General features: G+C 71.2%; 17 protein-coding genes. 14 read left to right on the plus strand and 3 right to left on the minus strand.

The window, feature by feature from the left end:
- Positions 1–11 precede the first annotated feature (11 nt).
- Positions 12–1,157 (minus strand): hypothetical protein, encoded by a 1,146-nt coding sequence (locus AZE13_RS05025; RefSeq protein WP_066927394.1) that lies wholly within the window; start codon positions 1,155–1,157, stop codon positions 12–14.
- Positions 1,158–1,567: 410 nt separating this feature from the next.
- Between AZE13_RS05025 and AZE13_RS05030 the strand changes: the two genes are divergently transcribed.
- The 6 genes from AZE13_RS05030 (at position 1,568) to AZE13_RS05055 (ending at position 9,722) form a co-directional block, all read left to right on the plus strand.
- Complete coding sequence (locus AZE13_RS05030) at positions 1,568–3,208, plus strand: hypothetical protein (RefSeq protein WP_220127559.1); 1,641 nt, start codon at positions 1,568–1,570, stop codon at positions 3,206–3,208.
- A 228-nt stretch (positions 3,209–3,436) separates the two neighbouring features.
- Positions 3,437–5,611, plus strand: a complete 2,175-nt coding sequence (locus AZE13_RS05035; RefSeq protein ID WP_258527588.1) for an HAD-IIB family hydrolase — start codon at positions 3,437–3,439, stop codon at positions 5,609–5,611.
- Between the two features lie 287 nt (positions 5,612–5,898).
- Positions 5,899–6,738 (plus strand): hypothetical protein, encoded by an 840-nt coding sequence (locus AZE13_RS05040; protein ID WP_066927397.1) that lies wholly within the window; start codon positions 5,899–5,901, stop codon positions 6,736–6,738.
- Positions 6,639–7,631, plus strand: a complete 993-nt coding sequence (locus AZE13_RS05045; RefSeq protein ID WP_079123710.1) for a DUF692 domain-containing protein — start codon at positions 6,639–6,641, stop codon at positions 7,629–7,631. The genes AZE13_RS05040 and AZE13_RS05045 overlap by 100 nt, the downstream gene beginning before the upstream one ends.
- Entirely contained in the window at positions 7,624–8,406 is a 783-nt protein-coding gene (locus tag AZE13_RS05050) for a DNA-binding domain-containing protein (RefSeq protein ID WP_147264603.1), read from the plus strand. The genes AZE13_RS05045 and AZE13_RS05050 overlap by 8 nt, the downstream gene beginning before the upstream one ends.
- Before the next feature lie 20 nt (positions 8,407–8,426).
- Positions 8,427–9,722, plus strand: coding sequence for a ferritin-like domain-containing protein (locus AZE13_RS05055; protein WP_181690257.1), 1,296 nt, complete (start codon positions 8,427–8,429; stop codon positions 9,720–9,722).
- Positions 9,723–9,802: 80 nt separating this feature from the next.
- On the opposite strand, the gene AZE13_RS05060 is transcribed toward AZE13_RS05055, so the two are convergent.
- Positions 9,803–10,477 (minus strand): IclR family transcriptional regulator, encoded by a 675-nt coding sequence (locus tag AZE13_RS05060; protein WP_066927403.1) that lies wholly within the window; start codon positions 10,475–10,477, stop codon positions 9,803–9,805.
- Between the two features lie 345 nt (positions 10,478–10,822).
- Here AZE13_RS05060 and AZE13_RS05065 point away from each other — a divergent pair, with 345 nt between their 5' ends.
- The 8 genes from AZE13_RS05065 to AZE13_RS05100 all read left to right on the plus strand — a co-directional run bounded on the left by AZE13_RS05065 (position 10,823) and on the right by AZE13_RS05100 (position 18,278).
- Complete coding sequence (locus AZE13_RS05065) at positions 10,823–12,088, plus strand: globin domain-containing protein (protein WP_309302175.1); 1,266 nt, start codon at positions 10,823–10,825, stop codon at positions 12,086–12,088.
- A gap of 361 nt (positions 12,089–12,449) precedes the next feature.
- On the plus strand, positions 12,450–12,746 hold the full coding sequence (locus AZE13_RS05070; RefSeq protein WP_066927407.1) for a Dabb family protein: 297 nt from the start codon (positions 12,450–12,452) through the stop codon (positions 12,744–12,746).
- A gap of 52 nt (positions 12,747–12,798) precedes the next feature.
- A complete protein-coding gene (locus tag AZE13_RS05075) occupies positions 12,799–14,214 on the plus strand; it encodes a phenylacetate--CoA ligase family protein (protein WP_066927409.1) in 1,416 nt (471 codons plus the stop codon).
- Positions 14,211–15,209 (plus strand): aminotransferase class IV, encoded by a 999-nt coding sequence (locus AZE13_RS05080; RefSeq protein WP_079123713.1) that lies wholly within the window; start codon positions 14,211–14,213, stop codon positions 15,207–15,209. Before AZE13_RS05075 ends, AZE13_RS05080 begins: the two co-directional genes overlap by 4 nt.
- 112 nt (positions 15,210–15,321) lie before the next feature.
- Positions 15,322–15,957, plus strand: coding sequence for a hypothetical protein (locus tag AZE13_RS05085; protein ID WP_258527589.1), 636 nt, complete (start codon positions 15,322–15,324; stop codon positions 15,955–15,957).
- A gap of 65 nt (positions 15,958–16,022) precedes the next feature.
- A complete protein-coding gene (locus tag AZE13_RS05090) occupies positions 16,023–17,006 on the plus strand; it encodes an ornithine cyclodeaminase family protein (protein ID WP_066927411.1) in 984 nt (327 codons plus the stop codon).
- Between the two features lie 112 nt (positions 17,007–17,118).
- Complete coding sequence (locus tag AZE13_RS05095) at positions 17,119–17,406, plus strand: DUF1330 domain-containing protein (protein ID WP_066927413.1); 288 nt, start codon at positions 17,119–17,121, stop codon at positions 17,404–17,406.
- A complete protein-coding gene (locus AZE13_RS05100; RefSeq protein WP_066927415.1) occupies positions 17,403–18,278 on the plus strand; it encodes a PhzF family phenazine biosynthesis protein in 876 nt (291 codons plus the stop codon). The genes AZE13_RS05095 and AZE13_RS05100 overlap by 4 nt, the downstream gene beginning before the upstream one ends.
- A gap of 122 nt (positions 18,279–18,400) precedes the next feature.
- Here AZE13_RS05100 and AZE13_RS05105 read toward each other — a convergent pair whose 3' ends face one another.
- Positions 18,401–19,363, minus strand: coding sequence for a LysR family transcriptional regulator (locus AZE13_RS05105; protein ID WP_066927417.1), 963 nt, complete (start codon positions 19,361–19,363; stop codon positions 18,401–18,403).
- Between the last annotated feature and the right edge of the window lie 355 nt (positions 19,364–19,718).

Below are 19,718 nucleotides of genomic sequence, written 5' to 3' on the forward strand. Positions count from 1 at the left end.
CCGGATGCCGTTCAGTCGGAGGCCGTGGCGTCGGCGGTCTCCGCGCGGCCCACGGCCACCCGGAGCGTCACGGCGGCCGCGATTCCCGCCACCAGACCCCAGGTCAGGGCGGCCGGGACACCGCCACCGAGGGCGGCGGAGAGGTGCAGCAGCCCCCAGCGCACGCCCGCTCCGCCCGTCGCCACCTGGAGCAGCCGGCTCGCCAGCAGCCCGAGGACGGTCGCGCAGACCGCGCCCACCGCCATCGCCGGGACAGTGGCCCGGGTGAGCAGTCCGGGCAGCCGCCGCAGTGCCCACCACACCACGGCGAGCAGCAGCACATCGGCGGCGCGGTACAGCAGCCAGTCGCCGAGCGCCGCGCCCGTCGGGTCCGACCAGAAGCCGAGCAGCAGCCACTGGCGCAGCAGGTCGCCGGGTTCGGCGAGCAGCCCGACGTTCGGGGAGACCCGCTGGAGAGCGGCGGCGACCGGCTCGTACGAGAGCACCACCAGGGACAGTGCGATCACCGTGGTTCCGACAGTGGCGGCCAGGCGGGCGGCGTGCGCCGGGACGACCACCTGCGGCAGCGGACCGGCGCCCTTGGCCGTGATCCGTGCGGTGATCACGGTCCCCGCCGCCGCGACCAGCGCGGCCGCCACCAGAACCTGCCGCCCGGAGGAGATCTCGCTCGCCAGTTGAGCCAGGAAGCGGAAGCTGCCGTGCCCGCCCGCGGCGATCGCCCAGGGCGCGGAGACGGCCACCGCCAGGGTCCCGGCCACCATGCCCCAGGCCCATACCGCGCACAGTGCGGCCGGCATCCGCCCGCGCACCGGCGGCAGCCTGCGGACCAGGAGCAGCGCCCCGGTCACGAAGAAGGCGAGGACCGCGCCGAACCGGATCTGCATCGCGGTGTGGTGCAGTGAGAGATAGCGGAGGTGGTCGGTCCCGGCCGTGCCCCCGGGCCAGCCGGACGCCCCGGTGCCGAACTCAGCCGAGGCCGGCGGATCGTAGGACCAGGGCATGAGCCAGGACTGGAGCTCGGCGGTGGGCCGGCCGCCGAGCACGTCGCCGGCGCCCGGCAGGTGCAGCGCGTCCATGCTCCTCCCCGCCCACCACAGAAGAACCGTGAGCAGCAGGCCTCCGACGAGTGCCGGTAGCGCCGCGCGACGATATGTCATGTACGTCCCCCCTACTCCCCCATATTGGTCGTGATTCCCGCGAATCCCCTGCTCAGGCGGAGATTGCGGGCCAATGATCACATACGGATCGCGGCCGGACACAGTCGAGCCCGGCGGCCGGCAGGGCAGCACGAGGGGGGTACACGCGGCCGTCGAGGCGGGCGGGGTCCTCCTCGCGGCGGATCCGCACCGGCCCGGGCGCTCTCGGCAGGATGGGTGCTTCACCCCTCCCCCATTACGGCGATAAAGCCGATTTATCCGAGCGCCTAGCCCTGCCGCGTCACCCCCTTATCGACACTTGTCATGCCAGCGCTCCCCCTCGCCCCCTTGTCCCCTTGTCCCCTTGTCCCCTTGTGACCCTCCTATGGCGTGGCATGCCGGGAACCCCTGACCGCTCGAAAGGATGTGCAGTGTCCCGCTCCAGACGCAGACGCGGCCTGATGGCGGCGCTCACCGCCGTACTGACCGCGATGGCGATTCCCGGCTTCTGGCTCTCCGCCCCCGCAGGCCACGCCGCGCACCCCGGACCCACGGCGCACCGCTCGGCCGACACCGGCCCCGCCGTACGGCACGACACCTCTCCCACCCTGCGCTCCATGGCCGCCGCACACGGCCGCCGGCCCGGGCACGGCGACAAGAGCAAGAAGGAGCAGGGCCGTAAGGTCGCGCGGCTGCCCCATCCGCCCGCTTCCGGCAAGCGGGACCCGGTCGTCCAGTCCGGTTCCCGCCCCACCCCGTTCGCCCCCGCCACGGGGGTCAGCTTCGAGGGCATCGGTGCCGGGAACTACGCGGTCACCAAGGTCCCGCCGGACCCGACCGCCGCCGTCGGTTCCAGCCAGATCGTCGAGACCGTCAACACCGCCTTCGCCGTGTACGGGAAGACCGGGTCCACGATCCTGGCGCCGACCGACACCAACATCCTGTGGTCCGGGTTGGGCGGCCCCTGCGAGACCACCAACGACGGGGATGCCAAGGCCCGTTGGGACACCCTCGCCAATCGTTGGGTCATCACCCAGATCGCCAACGTCCACTCACCCTCCGGTCCGTACTACGCGTGCGTGGCCGTCTCCTCCGGCGAGGATGCCACCGGCGGCTACCATCGGTACGCGTTCCAGTACGCCGACGTCGCGGACTACCCGAAGCTGGCGGTGTGGCCCGACGCCTACTACGTCACGTACAACGTGTTCAACCCTGCCGGCAGTTTCCTGTACGCCGAAGCGTGCGCGCTGAACCGGACAGCCATGCTGGCCGGCGGCGCCGCCACGCAGCAGTGCTTCACCACCCCCTCCTCGTACGGCGGATTGCTCGGCGCGGACCTGGACGGCCAGACGCCGCCACCGTCCGGAGAGCCGGAGCTACTGGTGGGCCTGGGGACCACCAGCACGACCCTGGCGTACTGGAAGTTCCACGTCGACTGGGACACCCCCGCCAGCTCCTCGTTCACCGGCCCGTCGACGCTGACCGTCGCCCCCTACACCACCGCCTGCGGCGGCTCGGGCGCATGTGTCCCACAAGGCGAGACCACCCAGCAACTCGATGCGCTCTCCGACCGGTTGATGTACCGGCTGGCCTACCGCAACTACGGCGAACACGAGTCGCTGGTGGTCAACCACACGGTCGCCGCCGGAAGTCAGGCGGGCGTGCGCTGGTACGAACTACGCCTGTCGGACGGCAACCCGACCGTCCACCAGCAGGGCACCTACGCGCCCGACGCCACACACCGCTGGGTGGGCTCGATCGCCGAGGACAAGGCCGGCAATATCGCGCTCGGCTACTCGCAGTCCTCGTCGTCCGCGCACCCCTCGATCCGCTACACCGGGCGGCTGGCCGGCGACACCTCCGGGCTCATGACACAGGGGGAGGGCACCGCGATCACCGGCGGCGGCTCCCAGACGGGGTCCCACCGCTGGGGTGACTACACCTCCATGGCCGTGGACCCGGAAGACGACTGCACGTTCTGGTACACGAACGAATACATCCCGTCCAACGGCACCTACAACTGGCACACCAGACTGTCCTCGTTCACCCTGCCCAACTGCGCTTCCGCCTGACCGGCGGCCTCTCGTCAGCAGGAGGCCGTGTCGTGGGGATCAGGGCCACCGGACGGAGCCGTGGAGCCGCTTCCGAGAGGGTAATTGGACCGATACCCCATGGATCACGCCACTCGCCGCGGAACGACGGCTGCGTTCACCGGATCCGTGCTGAGTTCAGCACGCGCACGACATGCTGTGACACCTGGCCTGCTGACCGACAGCGGCCACACGACGACAAGGGGGGCCATGGCCGGGGAAGCACGCGAGGACGTCGCCGGTGGCCGGACGGCGGGTACGGACATGCGGGCGGCGGGTACGGACATCCGGGCGGCACGTACGGACGTCAAGGTGCTGGTGACCGACCTGGACGGCACCCTGCTCGGAGGCGATGAGGACGGCCGGCTGCGGTTACGCCGGGCACTGGACCGGCACCCGGAGATCACCGTCGTCTTCGCGACCGGCCGCGGCCTGCCCTCCGTCCAGGCCCTCCTGGACCGTGATCCCCTGCTCCCCGCGCCCCGGTGGATCGTCGCGGACGTCGGGGCGAGCGTCGTGGACGCCCTCGACATGAGCCATATCGACGTCCTGGAGGCCCAGCTGAGGGCGGGCTGGCCGGGGCACGACCGGGTCCGGGCGGCCATGTCCCGCTTCCCGCAGCTCGTCCACCAGGACGGTGTGGCACAGTCCGGCCGCTGCTCCTTCTTCCTGTCCCCCCAGCACCTCACCGCGCACATCACGGCGGCCGTCGAGGCCCTGGGATGCTCCTGGACGTACTCGGCGGGTCAGTACTTCGACGTGCTCCCGCCCCGAGCGGGCAAGGGCCCGGCCGTACAGCAGCTCACCCGCAAACTCCAGTGGCCCGACCGCGGGATCCTGGTGGCCGGCGACTCGCTCAACGACCTGTCGATGTTCCGTCTCGGCACCCATGGCGTGATCGTGGGCAACGCCGAACCGGCGCTGTACGCCCGGGTTCCGGCCGGCCCGCGCGTCTTCCGGCCCGCTCTCCATGGCGCCGCCGCGATTCTCTCCGCCCTGGAACGTCTCGGCTGGGTACGGCGGCGCACTGCACCGGTCGTCATCGGATACCACCGCCCGCCCCTGCGCTGGTCCCAGGGGCGGTGGCACCGGCCGTCCAGCCCCAATGGGATCCTGCCGACCCTGACATCCGCCCTCGGCGACGGCACCCGCGCCCCCGGCACCGTCTGGGCGGCCGCCCTCGTCCACGACGGGCCCGCCGGCCTCCCCGAGCCTCCCGCCGGGCTCCCCCTGGCGCTGCTGCCGATGTCCTCCCGGCGGTGGGCGGGCTACTTCCACGGCGCCTGCAAGGAGACGCTGTGGCCCGCGCTGATGTCCCAGCCGCAGCTCATCCGGCACACGGTGTCCCAGTGGTCCGACTACCAGGAGGTCAACGAGGCCTTCGCCCACCACATCAGCGCGCACGCGGACCACCGGGGAACGGTCTGGCTGCATGACTACAACCTCTGGCTCGTCCCCGGCATCCTCCGTGCCCGGCGGCCCGACCTGCGTGTCGGCCTGTTCCACCACACCCCCTTCCCCCACCCGGACACCTTCCGGCGGCTGCCGGTCGCCGGGCAGCTGCGCTCCTCCCTCGCCCAACTGGACTGGGCCGGCTTCCACACCGCCGCCTCCGCCCGCAACTTCCGGCACCTTCTCGCCGGTTCCGGCCGTCCGCCGCGCACCGCGGTCCACCCCCTGGGCATCGACCGCCCCGCCGTCGCCGCCGTCGCCCGCTCCCGCCCGCGGCGCCGTCCCGCCGCCGACGGGACCGTGCTGGTCCTGTCCGTCGAGCGCCTCGACTACGCCAAGGCGCCGGTCCAGAAGGTCCGCGCCATCGCCACGCTCCTCGACCAGAGCCCGGAACTGCGGGGCCGGCTGCACTTCCGGCTGATCTGCCCGCCGCCCGAGCCCGGCATCCGCGCCTACGACGCCACGCGCACCGAGCTCGAGGGCGCCATCGACGCGGTCAACACCCGCTGGCGCAAGGGTGGTTGGTCACCGGTCGAATACCTTCCCCGCTCCCTGCCGTTCCCGGACGTCGTCGACCACTACCTGGCAGCCGATGTCTTCTGGGTGACCTCACTGGCCGACGGCATGAACCTCACGGCCCAGGAGTACGTCGTCACCAAGGCCGCCACCGGAAGAGCAGGCACCCTCGTCCTGTCCCGCCATACCGGCGCCGCCGAACACCTCGGCGCCGCCGCCCTGCTCACCGATCCGCACACCCCTCAGGACCTGGTCAGCACCCTGCGCCGGGCACTGACCATGACACCGGCCCAGCGACAGGCGCACCTCGCACGCCTCTCCGCTCTGCTCACCGCGCCGTCCCCCGCCGACTGGGCCCGGACCATCATCGCCGCCATCCGGCAGGTTCCCTCCCGGGAATCCGACCGGACGTCATGAAAGCATTTCCGGCTCTGCACAAGTCTTTCACGCCGCAAAGCATTTTCACGCCATAAGGAAGGTGGCTGGTTCTCCCTCCCCGCGCCGCGACGCGGGGTTGAACGGCCGCAGCGGAGTCCGGGAACCTGAGCACCCGCCATCCGAGGGGGAGAAACTCCAGTCACGCCGAAAATCCCGGCCTCAAGGGTTTTTCGTTTTCACGTCCGACCGCCAACACCTCACCGACAAGACCTCACCGACAACACCTCGGAGAAGACAGGAAAGACAGGGGAAAGGGGAGGAACATCATGGCCACCAAAGAGTCGCCGGAAAACGGCCGTGACCGGCCGACCACAAGCGAGGAACTCCACGTCTGCATGGGCCTCAACGCCTGCGCGAACCTGGACGCCGGAGGGCAGGCATCCATGGCCGGCACCGGCCAGTGCGCCACGGTGGAACACGTCTGCCATGGTGAGGGAGCCTGCCGTGGCCAGGGCGGCTGCGGTTACGCCGGGGACGACTTCGAGCAGTTCCACCCGGGCGAACAGTCCTGCCGGTACAACGGAAGCTGCGCCAGCCCCATCAACGAGAGCCGGGTCTTCTCGGCCGGCCCGATGAAGGGCAAGAGCGTCTGGCAGCAGGCGCGCCGCCTCTTCGAAGCACGGATGTACGCGGCGGGCAAGGCATTCGGCCCGTCCCCCGGACAGGGCGTCCCCGACCACCGCTTCCCCGACTACGACCGGCTGGACCGGCGCACCCCGGTGCCGGGATCGTCCGACAAGGCCACCGCTCTCTTCCGGGCCTCGGCGGACAATCCTCGTCGGCACGAGGGCGAAACATTCCCGAGTCTGCAGGCAATCGCCCGCAACAGCGTCGGCCGGCACCTGCCGAACGTGACCCTCACCTTCACCATCCCGGACAGCGCCTCCTCCCTCCTGTACTTCAAGACGGACCAAGGGCCGAAGTCCAGCTGCAGTGCCCTGACCGACAGCACGGGGGTGGCCACCGCCAAGCCGCTCTACGCCGGGCCCACCAGCCCCGGCGACCAATGGGTCACCGTGACCGCCACGGGCCCCACCTACGAAGACGGGTCCCCCGCCACCTGCGAATTCCATGTGACGGTCCTGGCACCCGAGGAGCAGCGATAGCGCCGGGAGAGGCGGCCGGCACGGCGACGCGGAGGGCCGGCGCGACCCAACCCGCCACCCCCCACCTGGGGTTCGGGCTCGGACTGCGCGGGCCCCATATCCCGTATATCCGCGACCACCTGCCGCCCGTCGACTTCTTCGAGATCATCTCCGAGAACTACCTGACGCCCCGGACCGCCCGGCGACGCGCCCTGGACGAGATCGCCGAGCGCTATCCGATCGTCCCCCACGGGGTGTCCCTGTCGATCGGCAGCACCGACCCGCTCGACCTCGACTACCTGCGCGGCCTGAAGCAGCTGGCGGACGCCGTGGACGCCCCGTGGGTGTCGGACCACGTGTGCTGGACCGGAGTGCTCGGCGTGCACACACACGACCTGCTGCCGCTGCCCTTCACCGAGGAGTCACTGCGGCACGTCATCCAGCGCGCCCGCACCGTGCAGGACATGCTGGAGCGGCCCCTCCTCCTGGAAAACCCCAGCAGCTACCTGCAGTTCCGCGCCTCGACACTCACCGAGTGGGAGTTCCTGAGCCGACTGGCCGACGACGCGGACTGCGGACTGCTGCTCGACGTCAACAACGTCTACGTCTCCGCCGTCAACCACGGCTTCGACCCGGAGACGTACCTGAAGGCCCTGCCGCACCACCGCGTGGCGCAGATGCACCTGGCCGGGCACACCGACTACGGCACGCACCTGATCGATACCCACGACGCGGACGTGCCGGACCCGGTCTGGGAGCTGTACCGGCTCGCCGTGGAGCTCACCGGGGGCGCCGCCACCCTCATCGAACGCGACGACGGACTCCCGCCCTTCCCCGTGCTCCAGGCCGAACTCGACAGGGCCAGGGCAGTGGCCACAGCCGCCCTCGGGCAGGAAGGCGGTGGCGATGGCTGACGTCCCGTGCTCGCTCGCGGCGATACAACGGTGGATGCAGGACGCGCTGCTGGCACCGGGCGGGTCCGCGCGGCCGACGGGGGCACAGATGGCGGAGGTGGCGGCCATGGCGGACGTGGCGGACGTGGTCGCCGCTTCCGGGCGGCTGACGGCCGAGGAGTGCTTCCGGATCTACTACCGCGGCTACCGCCTCCGGCTGCTGCGCTGCATGCGCGGCCAGTACCCGGGGATGGTCCATCTGCTGGGCCGGGAACTCTTCGACCGGTTCGCGCTCGACTACCTCGACGCGCACCCGTCCCGCTCACCGAGCCTCGACGGCCTCGGCGCCGGCTTCCCCGGCCACTTGGCCCGTACCCGGCCGGACGCCGACTCGGATACCGGCCCGGATACCGGCCCGGACGCCGACTCGGGCGGCACGCCGCACGAGGAGTGGATCGACCTGCTGATCGATCTGGCCCGGTACGAGCGGGTCTTCGCGGCCGTGCTCGATGGCCCCGAGGCCGACCCGGACTCCGGCCCCGGCCCCGACCCCGCCCCCGACTCCGGCTCCGGCTCCGACCCCGGCTCCGGCTCCCGGACACAGCTCTTCGAGGCCCGCTTCGCCGTCCACCGCTACGCGGCCGCCGTCCGCCGCGGGGAGGACCCGGCACCGCCCACCGCCGAACCGGTCCGCCTCGCCCTCTCCTGCCGGAACGGCACCGTCGTCGTCCACGACCGCACCGCATCCCACCACGGGAACCCCCGGACGGCACACCAGCCGTCCCCCGCCGCATGACGTCCGCACTGGAGGAATCCATGCCCCACCTCACGACCCCCCTGGCCGTCCGGGCGATGGACGGCATCACCACCCTCGACGAACTGGCCGATCACCTCGGCGATGCGGCACGCATCGAGCTCTCGACCATCCCGCCCTACCTCTACGCGGCGTACTCCATCAAAACGTCCGGCTACTCCCAGTGGGCCCAGGGCGCCGCGGCGCAGCGCACCCTCATCGGCATCGCGATCGAGGAGATGCTGCACATGGCCCTGGTGCGGAACGTGATGGTCGCCACCCGCTGCGAGACGGTGAAGACGAAGAACGGACAGGGACGCAAGCCGTTCCGCTTCTACGACCCGGACAGCATCCCCACCTACCCCGGCGACATGAGCCACCGCACCCCGCCCCTGAAGCTTCACATGCAGCGCATCTCCACCCCCGCGGTGGAGGGATTCATGGAGGTCGAACTCCCCGAGACGGTGCAACAGCAGAGGAAGATCCTCCCCTCCGCCGACGATTACACGTACCACACGCTCGGCGAGCTGTACGACGCGATCGGGAAGGGCATCACCGACCTGACCAAGGCGAAGGAGATCACCTGGGGGCTGACGGAGTGCCGCTGGCAGCAGCAGTACCTGCGGGCGTTCTGGAACCAGTGGGGAGGGCCGCCCAAGCCCATCCCGGTCGTGGACCAGGGCAGCGCCCTCGACGCCCTCTACATCATCGTCTCCCAGGGCGAGGGCGCCCCCGACGAGCAGGAGGACTCCCACTACGAGAAGTTCACCCGCATCCGCGACCACGTGGACGGCATCGGTGTCGTGTACGACGACAACGGACAGCAGAAGTACACCATCGACGACGACACCGGGGCCGCCGTCTGGCCGGTGGTGACGGACCCGAAGGCCACCGATTTCCCCGGCGCGCTCGGCAAGCTGGCAGTGCTCTCCGACGCGGTCTACTGCTATGTGCTGGCGCTGCTGGACAAGCTCTACCTGACCCCGGCGGACGACCCCGCCCCCGACTCCGCTCCCGGACAGCACGAGTCGGCCCCGACGTCCGAGCGGTACGCCCTCGAACGCGGCTTCATCGCCGCCATGCAGGGAGTCCTCTCCCCGGTCGCCGGCATCCTGGTGAGCACCCCCCTCACCAGCGGGCAGTACGCCGGGCAGCACGCCGGGCCCACCTTCGGCCACTACGACTTCAACGGCGTACCGCCCCAGCAGGCCCTGCTGGACCTGTGCACCGACCCGGACCTGGCGAAGGAGTTTCCGCAACTGGGCGGCACCGACGGTGTCCTGAACCAGATCAGGCTGCTCCCCTACTTCACGATCTGAACGTCCACAGAGCCGCGAGACCCCAGGAGTACGGCCATGACCGCCGGCCGGCCGGACGCGTCGTCACCGGAGCGGGCGCCTCACTCCGGCCAGGCGCCGCGCAGTTCGTTCTCCAGGGCTTCGGCGGCCTTCCGCAGCTGCCCCCGTAGCCGGGCCGCGTCCTTGCGCAGCCTCGGTGGTCCCGACAGGCTCAGCGCGGCGACCACCCTGCGCGAGGCCGCGCGGACCGGCACGGACAGCACGATGTGGGAGTCCGCCTCCTCGGTCAGGGCCCAGCCCCGGCTCCGCACCCTGCGCAGCGCCTCCCCCGGTCCGCCCGCGACGGCCGGCCGGTCGTCCCAGGCCGTCAGGACCTGGCTGGCCGCGTCCCCGCCGAGCGGGATGACCGTCCCGGTTTCCACCACGTCCCGTAGGCCGCTCACCGGACTGGCGGCGACCAGGCACTCGACGCGGTCGCTGCGGCGCTGGTAGAGCTGAACGCTCAGCCTGGTGTGCGCACAGAGCAGTTCGACGACGTCCGGGGCGACGCGGGCGAGCGCCCCGCTGTTGGCGACGGCCCCGAGCTCGTGGACCCACGAGCCGACGACGAGGCCCGACTCCTCGTCCTCGTCGACCAGCCGGTGCTCTCTGAGCGAGCGGAGTAATCGGTGCGCCGTCGACCGCGGCACCCCTGTGGCCGCGGCGATACCGGACACGTCTCTCTCCCCTTCGGCAACGGCCGTCAACACCGCGACGGCCCGGTCCAAGACCTTCACCCTTACCCTCCAACCTCTTGTGACCAGACGGCGATTCACCTCTGCGACACATGCCTTGACAGATGTGCCGGTGTACAGCACATCCACCCGCTGATCAATCCGCAAGACAAAGAATCCCAGCATCCGGACGACCCGTCGCGCCCTGGCGCTAGGGCCTGTCCGATGGGCCCACGCGGACCCATCGGACAGGCGCCAGGGCCGAAAGACCCCTGGGAGTAGGGCCGAAGGGGCATACCCGGGCGATGCCATAGTGGGCGCGCCCCCATGCCAGGACGGGCCGGTCCTCGGCGCTCGTACGCCGCCGCCCGCCCGCACCGCACCCCCACAGGAGGCGGCTTGCCCACCGTGAACGCCCCAGGCGACGACTACCACGCACTGCTCGCGCGGCACGAGGCGATGCGGCTCCGCCGCCGGCTCCTCGCGCCCGGACACGTCCCCCGGCCCCGGCCCGCCGAGGGCAGAGACCCGTACGACGGGGCGTCCGACCAGCGGGTCATCACCCGCTTCCTCGACCTGGTGGCGCCGTTCGACGAGCTGATCGACGAGCTGTACGAGGTGATGTTCTCGCGCCACCCGTACCTGCGGTCGCTGTTCCCCGACTCGATGGAGTTCCAGCAGGACCATCTCGCACAGATCCTCCGCTATCTGGTCGAGCGGCTGGACCGCCCGGACGAAATCGCCACCACCTTCGCCCAGTTGGGCCGCGACCACCGCAAACTGGGGGTGCGGCCCGCGCATTACCAGGCGTTCGAGGAGGCGCTGTGCGAGGCGCTGTGGCGCCGCGGCGGCGCGCGCTGGGACCACGGTCTGGAGCAGGCGTGGCTGCGCATGCTCCGGTTCGCCGTCGCGGCCATGGTCGACGGCGCGGAGTCCGCCCTGACCGAACCGCCCTGCTGGCAGGCGACCGTGGTGGAGCACCACCTCCGCTCCCCCGACCTGGCCGTACTCCGGCTGCGGCCGCACGAGCCCTACCCGTACCGGGCGGGGCAGTACGCGTCCGTGGCGTCCCCGCTGCTGGAGCACACCTGGCGGCCGTACTACCTCGCCGGTGCCCCGCGCCCGGACGGTGAACTGGAGATCCACGTCAGAGCCGTCGGCAGCGGCGGGGTGAGCGAAGCGCTGGTACGCCGCACCCGCCCCGGGGACACCGTGTGGCTCGGCCCCGCCCGCGGGGCGCTGACACTGGACGACGGCCCGGTGGGAGAGCTGCTGTTCCTGGCGTACGACACCGGCTGGGCGGCGGTGAAGGCGCTGCTGGAGGAGGTCGACGCCCGGCGGCCGCGCGGGGGACGGGCCCATCTGCTCCTCGGCCCCGGTCCCGAGCCGTACGACAGCGAGTGCCTGGCCGGTTCGGCGCGCCGCCGCCCCTGGCTGACCGTGGTTCCGCTCGCGGGACCGGGACCGGGGCCGGGAGCGGGAGCGGGAGGGTACGGACCGGAGGCCGAGGACACGCTCCGGCGCCGCGACTGGTCACGGCACCGGGCCTTCGTCAGCGGCCCGCCGGAGGCGGTCGCCGCCGCGGTGTCCCGGCTCACCGACGCGGGGGTGCCCGCCGGGCACATCCGTCATGACCGGCTCGACGGGGTGCGGCTGCCCGGGGCCGCGGTATGAGGCCTGGGCAGGAAGGGGCGTCCGTCTGCCGTCCCATCAGTTTTTTCGATCCGTCGCATTGAAGAATCGCGATTGAACGGCGTCCGCCTCCTGGGCAGGATCGAGCCGAGGAGACGCGGATCTATTCGGCTCGCGGATTCGTCAGGTGGAGGAGAGTGGTGACGCGAGGCAGTGCCGTCGTCCGCCGATGAGCAGTCGGACGGCGTATTGCCGGTGCATTGCCGCTCGGCCCTCACCGCCTGCGCATGGACCGATCAAACCGTACGCCGGCCCCGCGGTTCGCCACGACGCCCTGCCGACTTCCTGGACGGCATGGCGCGCTGTGTGCGGACCGCCGGACGGTGGTGCGTGAAAGGCGACGGTGATTACCCACATCGTGCTCTTCAAACTCAAGGACGGAATCGAGCGCAACTCGCCGGCCGTGACCGAGGCCGAGAAGTTCGCCAGGGCTGTCGGCCGCCATGTCCCGGAGCTTCTCACCTGGCGTGTGGGGTGGAACGCGGTCGACCGCGATATCGGCTACGACTTCGCCGTGATCGGCGTGCTGCCCGGCCTGGGGGCGCTGGAGCGCTACCAGAAGAACGCATTCCACCAGCAGTCCGCCGAGAAATGGCGGGCGATCTCCGACTGGGTGGTCATGGATCTGACCGACGACTGACCGGCTCTCCTGTCCCCGCGCGACAGATGTCCATTCACCTTTGGAGGCTCGGGTGTTCACGCAGTACGACCAGGAATCAGCGGCTCTCACTCAGGAGTTGCGCGATCAGTTCGCCACATTCATCGCCGGGAAGTGGGATGCCCGGGCGCTGGTGTCCCACCAGACCGAAAAGCTCCGTTCGGTCGTCGCCTATGCACGTGCCCGCTCTCCTTTCTACCGTGAACGTCTGGCCGGGCTCACGGACACGGCGGTTTCCGCACTGACCTTGGACGGCCTGCGGAGCCTTCCGTTCACCACCAAGGACGACCTCAGAACAGCCCAGTTCGACATTCTGTCGCGGCCCGTCTCCGATGCCTGGGTCTTCTACGAGACCACCGGGACGACGGGCGCGGCGACCCCCTGCCCGCGCACCAATGTGGACTCCGTGTACAACAACACCGTACTCACCGAGTACTACCGCGGTGTCCTCGCACCACACGGCGACCGCCAGGTGATCGGCGTCTCGGGGCCCAGCGAGCTGCACGCCACCGGGGACACCTTCGGGGACGTCTGCCGCAACCTCGGCCACGCGGTCGCCAAGATGTGGCCGCACTCGCCGGTGATCGGCTTCGACCGTGCGCTGGAGGTCATGCGGCTGCTGCCGGTGACCGGGCTGTTCTGTACCCCCGGGATGGCCATGAGCCTCTTCCAGAAGGCGACCGAGGCGGGACTGCGGCCACGGGAGGACTTCGCGCTGGACGTGCTGCTGCTCACCGGTGAGCTGATGTCCCCCAGCCTGCTGGAGAATCTGGGGCGGCTGTGGGACTGCGAGGTGCACAACGTCCTCTACGCGTCCCAGGAGGCGTCCGTGCTCGCCGCGGCCACCGCCGACGGTGCGCTCCGCACCGCACCGCTGATCAACCTGTACGAAGTGATCGACCCCGACACCCTCGAAGCGGTGCGGCCCGACGCGGCCGGCGTACGCTACGGCGAACTCGTCGTCACCAACCTGTACCTGGGCGCCAAGCCGCTCATCAGGTACCGCACCGGCGACCTGGTACGGATGACCGACCCCGCGCCCGGCGCCGCGGTGCCCGCACCGGCCGTGGCGGCGGTGGGCCGGGTGCGGGACCGGCTCCTCCTCAACGGCCGCCTGGTCAACGGCTACGACCTGGAGAACCTCCTGCTCGCCTCGTTCCGCGGCTACGGCGACTACCAGATCACCGTGGAACGTGACGACCTCGGCCGGGACCGGCTCACCCTGACGCTGCGGGCCGACCCCGCGGACTGCCGCGACGGCATCGAGCAGGCGGCCGGGCGGTGCCTGGACGAGCTGGGCACACCGCTGTCCGTGCGGTTCGGCGTCCCCGGCTCCATCACCACCACGGGGGCGATGGTGAGCTGGAAGGCGGCGCGGGTGGTGGACCTGCGGGCCGGCCGGTCGACCGAGGACTCGGCGGCCGAGCGCATCGCGGCGGCGCGGGCATGACGACCGCACGCCATGAGACCGGCCGGGATCCGGACGCCGGCGCCCCCGAGGGGACCACGGCCGCTGTCCTCGGTCCGGGGGCGTGGGCCTACGACCGCGGCCGGTTCGTCCCGTCGGCCGGCCCGAGTCTGCCGCTCAGCACCCAGGGACTGCACTACGGAACCGGCGTGTTCGAGGGCATCCGGGCGTACCGCACGGATACCGGGCTCTCCCTCTTCCGGGCCCACGACCACTACGCGCGGCTGCTGCGCGGCTGCCGCGTCCTGCGGATCGACGTACCGGCGACGGCCGAGGAGCTGGTCCGGATCACCGTCGACCTGCTGCGGCGCAACGGCCATGGCGACGACACCTATATCCGTCCGGTGGCGCACAAGCTCTCCCTGCTGCCGGGCACGCCGCCCGGGGTCTCCCTCGCCGGCGTGTCGGACGCCCTGTCGGTCACCACGTTCGGCTTTCCGGCGGGCGGACCCACGCGGGGCGTGCGCTGTGCGATCAGCTCCTGGCGGCGTCCGGCCCGCGACGCGCTGCCCGTACAGGCGAAGATCACCGGCGGTTATGTCAACAGCGCGCTGGCCTCCGACGAGGCCCGTGCGGCCGGCTGTGACGACGCCATCCTCCTCGACCGCGCCGGCCGGGTGGCCGAGGCGAGCACCGCGAACGTCTTCGCCGTCCTCGGGGGACGCGTGGTCACCCCGCCCGCGACCGGTGACCTGCTGCCCGGCATCACCAGGGACACCCTGCTCACCCTGTGCCGGGAGGCGGGCCTGGACGTGGCGGAACGCCCGGTGAGCCCGGCCGACCTGCTCACCGCCGACGAGGTCTTCCTCTCCTCCACCGGCCACGGCGTGGTGCCCGTCCTCGCCGTCTCCGGCCGGGACATCGGCCCCGGCACCGCGGGGCCGGTCACGGCGCGGGCCGCCGCGCTCTACGACACCGCGACCCGCACCGGGGGCGGCGCCCATCCGGAGTGGCGCACCCCGGTCGCCGCCGGCTGAGTTCCGGCGCCATTCGCTTACGCGGACGCCGCGGCACCCACTCCTTCGCCCCCTTGATCCGAGGACACGACCATGACGCTGAGGACACGATGATGACGCTGAGGACACGACTATGACGCTGCCCCACTTCCTCGACCTTCCAGGCCCTGATCCCGGCGGGCTGTCGACCCTGGGCGTACTCGCGACCGTGGGCACGCTCGGGCCGCAGGGCACCAGCAGCGAGCTGGCCGCGGGCCTGCTCGCGCGCCGGCTCGCCCCGTCCGGCGGCGAGCCGGCCGCCGTCCGCCTCTTCGACACCTACGAAGAGGCCGGCGACACCCTGCGGGCCGGCCTGGTGACCCATGTCGTCGTGGCCAACGCATACAAGGCGGTGCACCACTTCTACATGGACCCGGCCCTGGCCCTGGCCGACGTGTTCGTGATGGATACCCCGCTGTACGGCATAGCCCGGCGCCGCGACGCCGCACCGGCACCGGGCACGCCGGTCATCGCCAGCCACCCGTCGCCCGTACCGCTCATCGCCGAGCTGTTGCCGCCGGAGCACACCTCGCACACCGTGCTGGCCGCCGACTCCACCAGCGCGGCCGCGCGCGCCGCGGCCGCGGGGGCGGCGGACTTCGCGCTCACCACGGCACCGGCCGCGCGGTTGCACGGGCTGGAGTTCGTCTCGCGGACCAGACCGATCCGGATGGTCTGGTCGGTGTTCACCGGACCGGCGGCCACCGGCCGGTACGACCGGTTCGCCTGAGGAATTCCCCTGCGGAATTCGCCTGAGAGATTCGTCCGAGAGATTCGTCCGAGAAAGGAGTTCTCGTGCTGTTGCTGAGCGGAAAGGACGTACGGGAGGTCTTCCCGCCCGCCGCGGCCCACCAGGTGGTGGCCGAGGTGATGCGCCGCTACAGCGGGGGGCAGGTGGTCCAGCCGGTGCGCACCGTGCTGGGGAGCGGCGACGGCTCGCTCTTCGCCGCCATGCCGTGCCATGTCACCGGCGAGGACGACGCCGGTTACGGCCTCAAGGCGGTGCTGCACATGCCCGGCAACGAGGGGCGCGGAGTGCCCACCCACGTGGGGCTGGTGACGGTCTTCGACGAGACCGGCCGGCCGCTGGCCATGATGGACGGGGCGGCGGTGACGGCGATCCGTACCGCGGCCGCGTCCGCCGTGGCGTCCGACGCGCTGGCCCGGCCCGACGCGGGGGATCTGGCGCTGCTCGGCGCCGGTACACAGGCGCGCAGCCACCTGCTGGCCATGCGCGGTATCAGGACGCTGCGCCGGGTACGGGTGTGGAACCGCAGTGCCGGCCGGGCCGAGGAGTTCCGGGCGTGGGCGCGGGCCGAAGCGGGGATCGATGTGGAGCTGACGGGCACTCCCGCGGAGGCGCTGCACGGCGCCGACCTGGTGTGCACGACGCTGGGGACCACCGAGCCGGTGGTGGGCACCGGCGACCTGGCCGAGGGGTGTCATGTCAACGCCGTCGGATCGTCGGTGCCCGGCAAGCGGGAACTGGACTCGGCGGCGGTGGCGTCCTGTTCGGTCTTCGTGGACAGCCGGGAGGGCGCGCTGCGCGAGTCGTCCGAGGTGACCATGCCGGCCGAGGAGGGCCTGGTGCCCGCCGACCGGAGGCTGACCGAGATCGGCGAGGTGCTGCTGGGCACCCGCCCCGGACGCACCGGACGCGCCGAACGCACCCTGTACAAGTCGCTGGGCATGGCCGCGCAGGACGTGGCATCCGGTTTCGCGATCGTCCGCGCCGCCCGGCGCCTGGGCATCGGTACCGAGACCGACTTCTCCTTCTGACCGCAGCGGCGACTTCCGACCGCAGCCGCGACTTCCGACCGCGGCGGCGACTTCTGACCGCAGCGGCGACTTCTGACGGCAGCAGCAACCGACCGGGAACAGAGGCTCTCTGATGACAGCACTACTGATCGGCAACGTCGGCGCCCTCGCCGATCCGCGGGGCATGGCGGAGTACCGCGCGAAGGTGGAGGGGACGCTGAAGAGGTACGGCGGCTGGTTCGTGATCCGCGGCGGCGAGTTCTCCGTCCTGGAGGGCGACTGGCGGCCCACGCACCTGTCGGTGATGGGCTTTCCGTCGGCCGAGGACGCCCGCCGCTGGTACTCCTCGCCCGAGTACCGCGAGATCCTTCCGCTCCGCGACGGCACCCCCATGGACCTGATCCTGGTGGAGGGATCATGACAGCGCCGTCCCGTCCGTCCGCCGCCGCGCCCGGCCGGCGGACCCGCTCCTTCTCGCAGGTCGACGTGTTCTCCGGCACGCCGTACCTCGGCAACCCGGTGGCGGTAGTGCTCGACGGGGACGGGCTGTCCGACCGCGACATGGCCGCGGTGGCGAGGTGGACCAACCTCTCCGAGACGACCTTCGTCGTGCCGCCCGCGTCCGCCGGGGCCGACTACGGCCTGCGCATCTTCACTCCCGGCGGGGAGATCCCGTTCGCGGGCCATCCGACGCTCGGCTCCGCGCACGCCTGGCTCGAGGCCGGCGGGGCGCCCAGGTCGGCGGAGAGAGTGGTGCAGGAGTGCGGTCTGGGGCTCGTCGAGGTGCGGCGGTCCGGTGCCGGGCTGGCCTTCCGCGCTCCCCGGCCGCTGCGCGACGGCCCCTTGGACGGTGCACACCTGGACCGTATCGCCCGGGGCCTGGGCATCGCCCGTGAACGGATCGTGGCCGGCCGGTGGGTGGACAACGGACCCGGCTGGGCCGCCGTCCGACTCGCCTCCGCGGACGAGGTACTGGCCCTGGAACCGGACGACCAGCACATGCGGGACCTCATGCTCGGCGTGGTCGGCGCATACCCCGCGGGCTCGCCCCTGGAGTACGAGGTCCGTGCCTTCTGCCTGCCGGCCGGGGTGCGCGAGGACCCGGTGACCGGCAGCCTCAACGCGGGCATCGCCCAGTGGCTGATCGGCGACGGCACCGCTCCGCGCGCCTACCGGGCGGGGCAGGGCACCCGCCTGGGGCGGCGGGGGGTGCTCACGGTGCGGGCGCAGGACGACGAGGTGTGGGTCGGCGGCGAGAGCGTGACCTGCGTCCGCGGCACCATCTGCCTGTGACCTGCCCGCCGGGCCGCATAGCCGCGGCCCGGTCAGCGTCACCGCGGCACGCACCGGCGGCGTTGCGTCGGTGCGTGCCTTGTGCGGTGGTTGCGTGCCTTGTGCGGTGGCGCGGCCCGTGGCTATGCGGCCCGGCGGGCGGGCTCCGGTTCGTCGTCCGCCGCCCCGTAGATCTCCCGCACCGTGTCGCACAGGGCCAGGACGAACTCCTCCACCCGCTTGCTGGCCGGGAGGCCTTGCAGTCTGGTGACACCGATGTCGGACGCGCAGGGGCGTTCGCTCAGAATGCTGACCGGAACGATGCAGTCGCCCAGCAGGATGGTGTCGGCCACGCCCCGGGGCATCAGCGCGAAGCCCTCCCCCGCGCGGATCAGGCCGAGCATGGTGCCGACGCTCGATGTCTCGACCACCTGCGGTACGGGGGCGCCGGCCGCGGCGAACCGCGTCCGTACGGCGGTGACCACCGCGTGGTCGGCGGGTGTGTCCACCACCAGGAGCGGCCGGGTGGCGAGCTCCTTCAACGTGGCGCGCCCCGACGGAGCCAGCATGTCGGTCTGCGACACGAGCGCTTCCAGGGGGACGCGTGCGAGCCGCGTGAACGTGACCGACTGGTCCTCGATCTCGCCGGTCACCGCGAGTTCGCAGGTTCCCGAGCGGAGCAGGTCGAGGGATTCGTCCACGGTTCCTTCGTGCACGGTGACGGTGAGCTGCGGGTGCAGCCGGCGGAGTTTGCTCAGCAGTGCGGGAACGACCGGCGAGGCTATCGAATGGAGGAAAGCGACGCTGAGTTTTCCCCATACCTCACCCTGCCGTTCCCGGCAGCGGACCTGTACTTCCTGTGCGTGCAGCAGCAAGGACCGCGCATCGACGAAGAATGCGCGTCCGCAGGGCGTCAGACTCACGCCTTTGGTCCGGTGCCGGACGAACAGTTGAGTACCCAACTGCTTTTCCAGGCGCTGTATCGCCATGGATACCGCGGACTGTGAGGCATGGAGAAACTGCGCCGCATCCGAGATGTTTCCCATTTCTGCAGAGGTGACGAAATACCGGAGCTGGGTCAGGGTGAAATCGGCATGATGGGTCATCGCAATTGACCTCGGAGAATGTCGAAGGCGGGGAGTGGAGTGGTGTCGTCCGTGGCAGCGGATGGCGTCGTCGAGTCGCGCAACCTGGCGGTGCGCCCCATCTCGGCACGACGGTCACTCGCGCCGCACTCCCCCGAGGAAGGCCATATCCACCGTCACCCCTTGCGGAGGACCCAGACCTGCCTCAGTGTCAACACGACACTCCGGCCCCACCTTCGGAGTGTCCGATTCCGGAAGTCCGTCGAATAAAGTAGTTACCGATATAACCGTTGTTGTCAACGAAACCAGATGCGGCGTCGTGCCCATGTTGTGAAAGGTATACGGAATTAGCCACGAAGTCGATAGTTGTCAGACG

Source organism: Streptomyces sp. NBRC 110611 (genome assembly GCF_001590865.1).
Lineage (GTDB): Bacteria > Actinomycetota > Actinomycetes > Streptomycetales > Streptomycetaceae > Streptomyces.

Coding starts and splice junctions, on each gene's coding strand:
- AZE13_RS05085 (WP_258527589.1), top strand. CDS start 15,322: ATGACGCTGCCCCACTTCCTCGACCTTCCAGGCCCTGATCCCGGCGGG.
- AZE13_RS05055 (WP_181690257.1), top strand. CDS start 8,427: ATGCCCCACCTCACGACCCCCCTGGCCGTCCGGGCGATGGACGGCATC.
- AZE13_RS05095 (WP_066927413.1), top strand. CDS start 17,119: ATGACAGCACTACTGATCGGCAACGTCGGCGCCCTCGCCGATCCGCGG.
- AZE13_RS05040 (WP_066927397.1), top strand. CDS start 5,899: ATGGCCACCAAAGAGTCGCCGGAAAACGGCCGTGACCGGCCGACCACA.
- AZE13_RS05050 (WP_147264603.1), top strand. CDS start 7,624: ATGGCTGACGTCCCGTGCTCGCTCGCGGCGATACAACGGTGGATGCAG.
- AZE13_RS05105 (WP_066927417.1), bottom strand. CDS start 19,363: ATGACCCATCATGCCGATTTCACCCTGACCCAGCTCCGGTATTTCGTC.
- AZE13_RS05080 (WP_079123713.1), top strand. CDS start 14,211: ATGACGACCGCACGCCATGAGACCGGCCGGGATCCGGACGCCGGCGCC.
- AZE13_RS05025 (WP_066927394.1), bottom strand. CDS start 1,157: ATGACATATCGTCGCGCGGCGCTACCGGCACTCGTCGGAGGCCTGCTG.
- AZE13_RS05045 (WP_079123710.1), top strand. CDS start 6,639: ATGGGTCACCGTGACCGCCACGGGCCCCACCTACGAAGACGGGTCCCC.
- AZE13_RS05100 (WP_066927415.1), top strand. CDS start 17,403: ATGACAGCGCCGTCCCGTCCGTCCGCCGCCGCGCCCGGCCGGCGGACC.
- AZE13_RS05035 (WP_258527588.1), top strand. CDS start 3,437: ATGGCCGGGGAAGCACGCGAGGACGTCGCCGGTGGCCGGACGGCGGGT.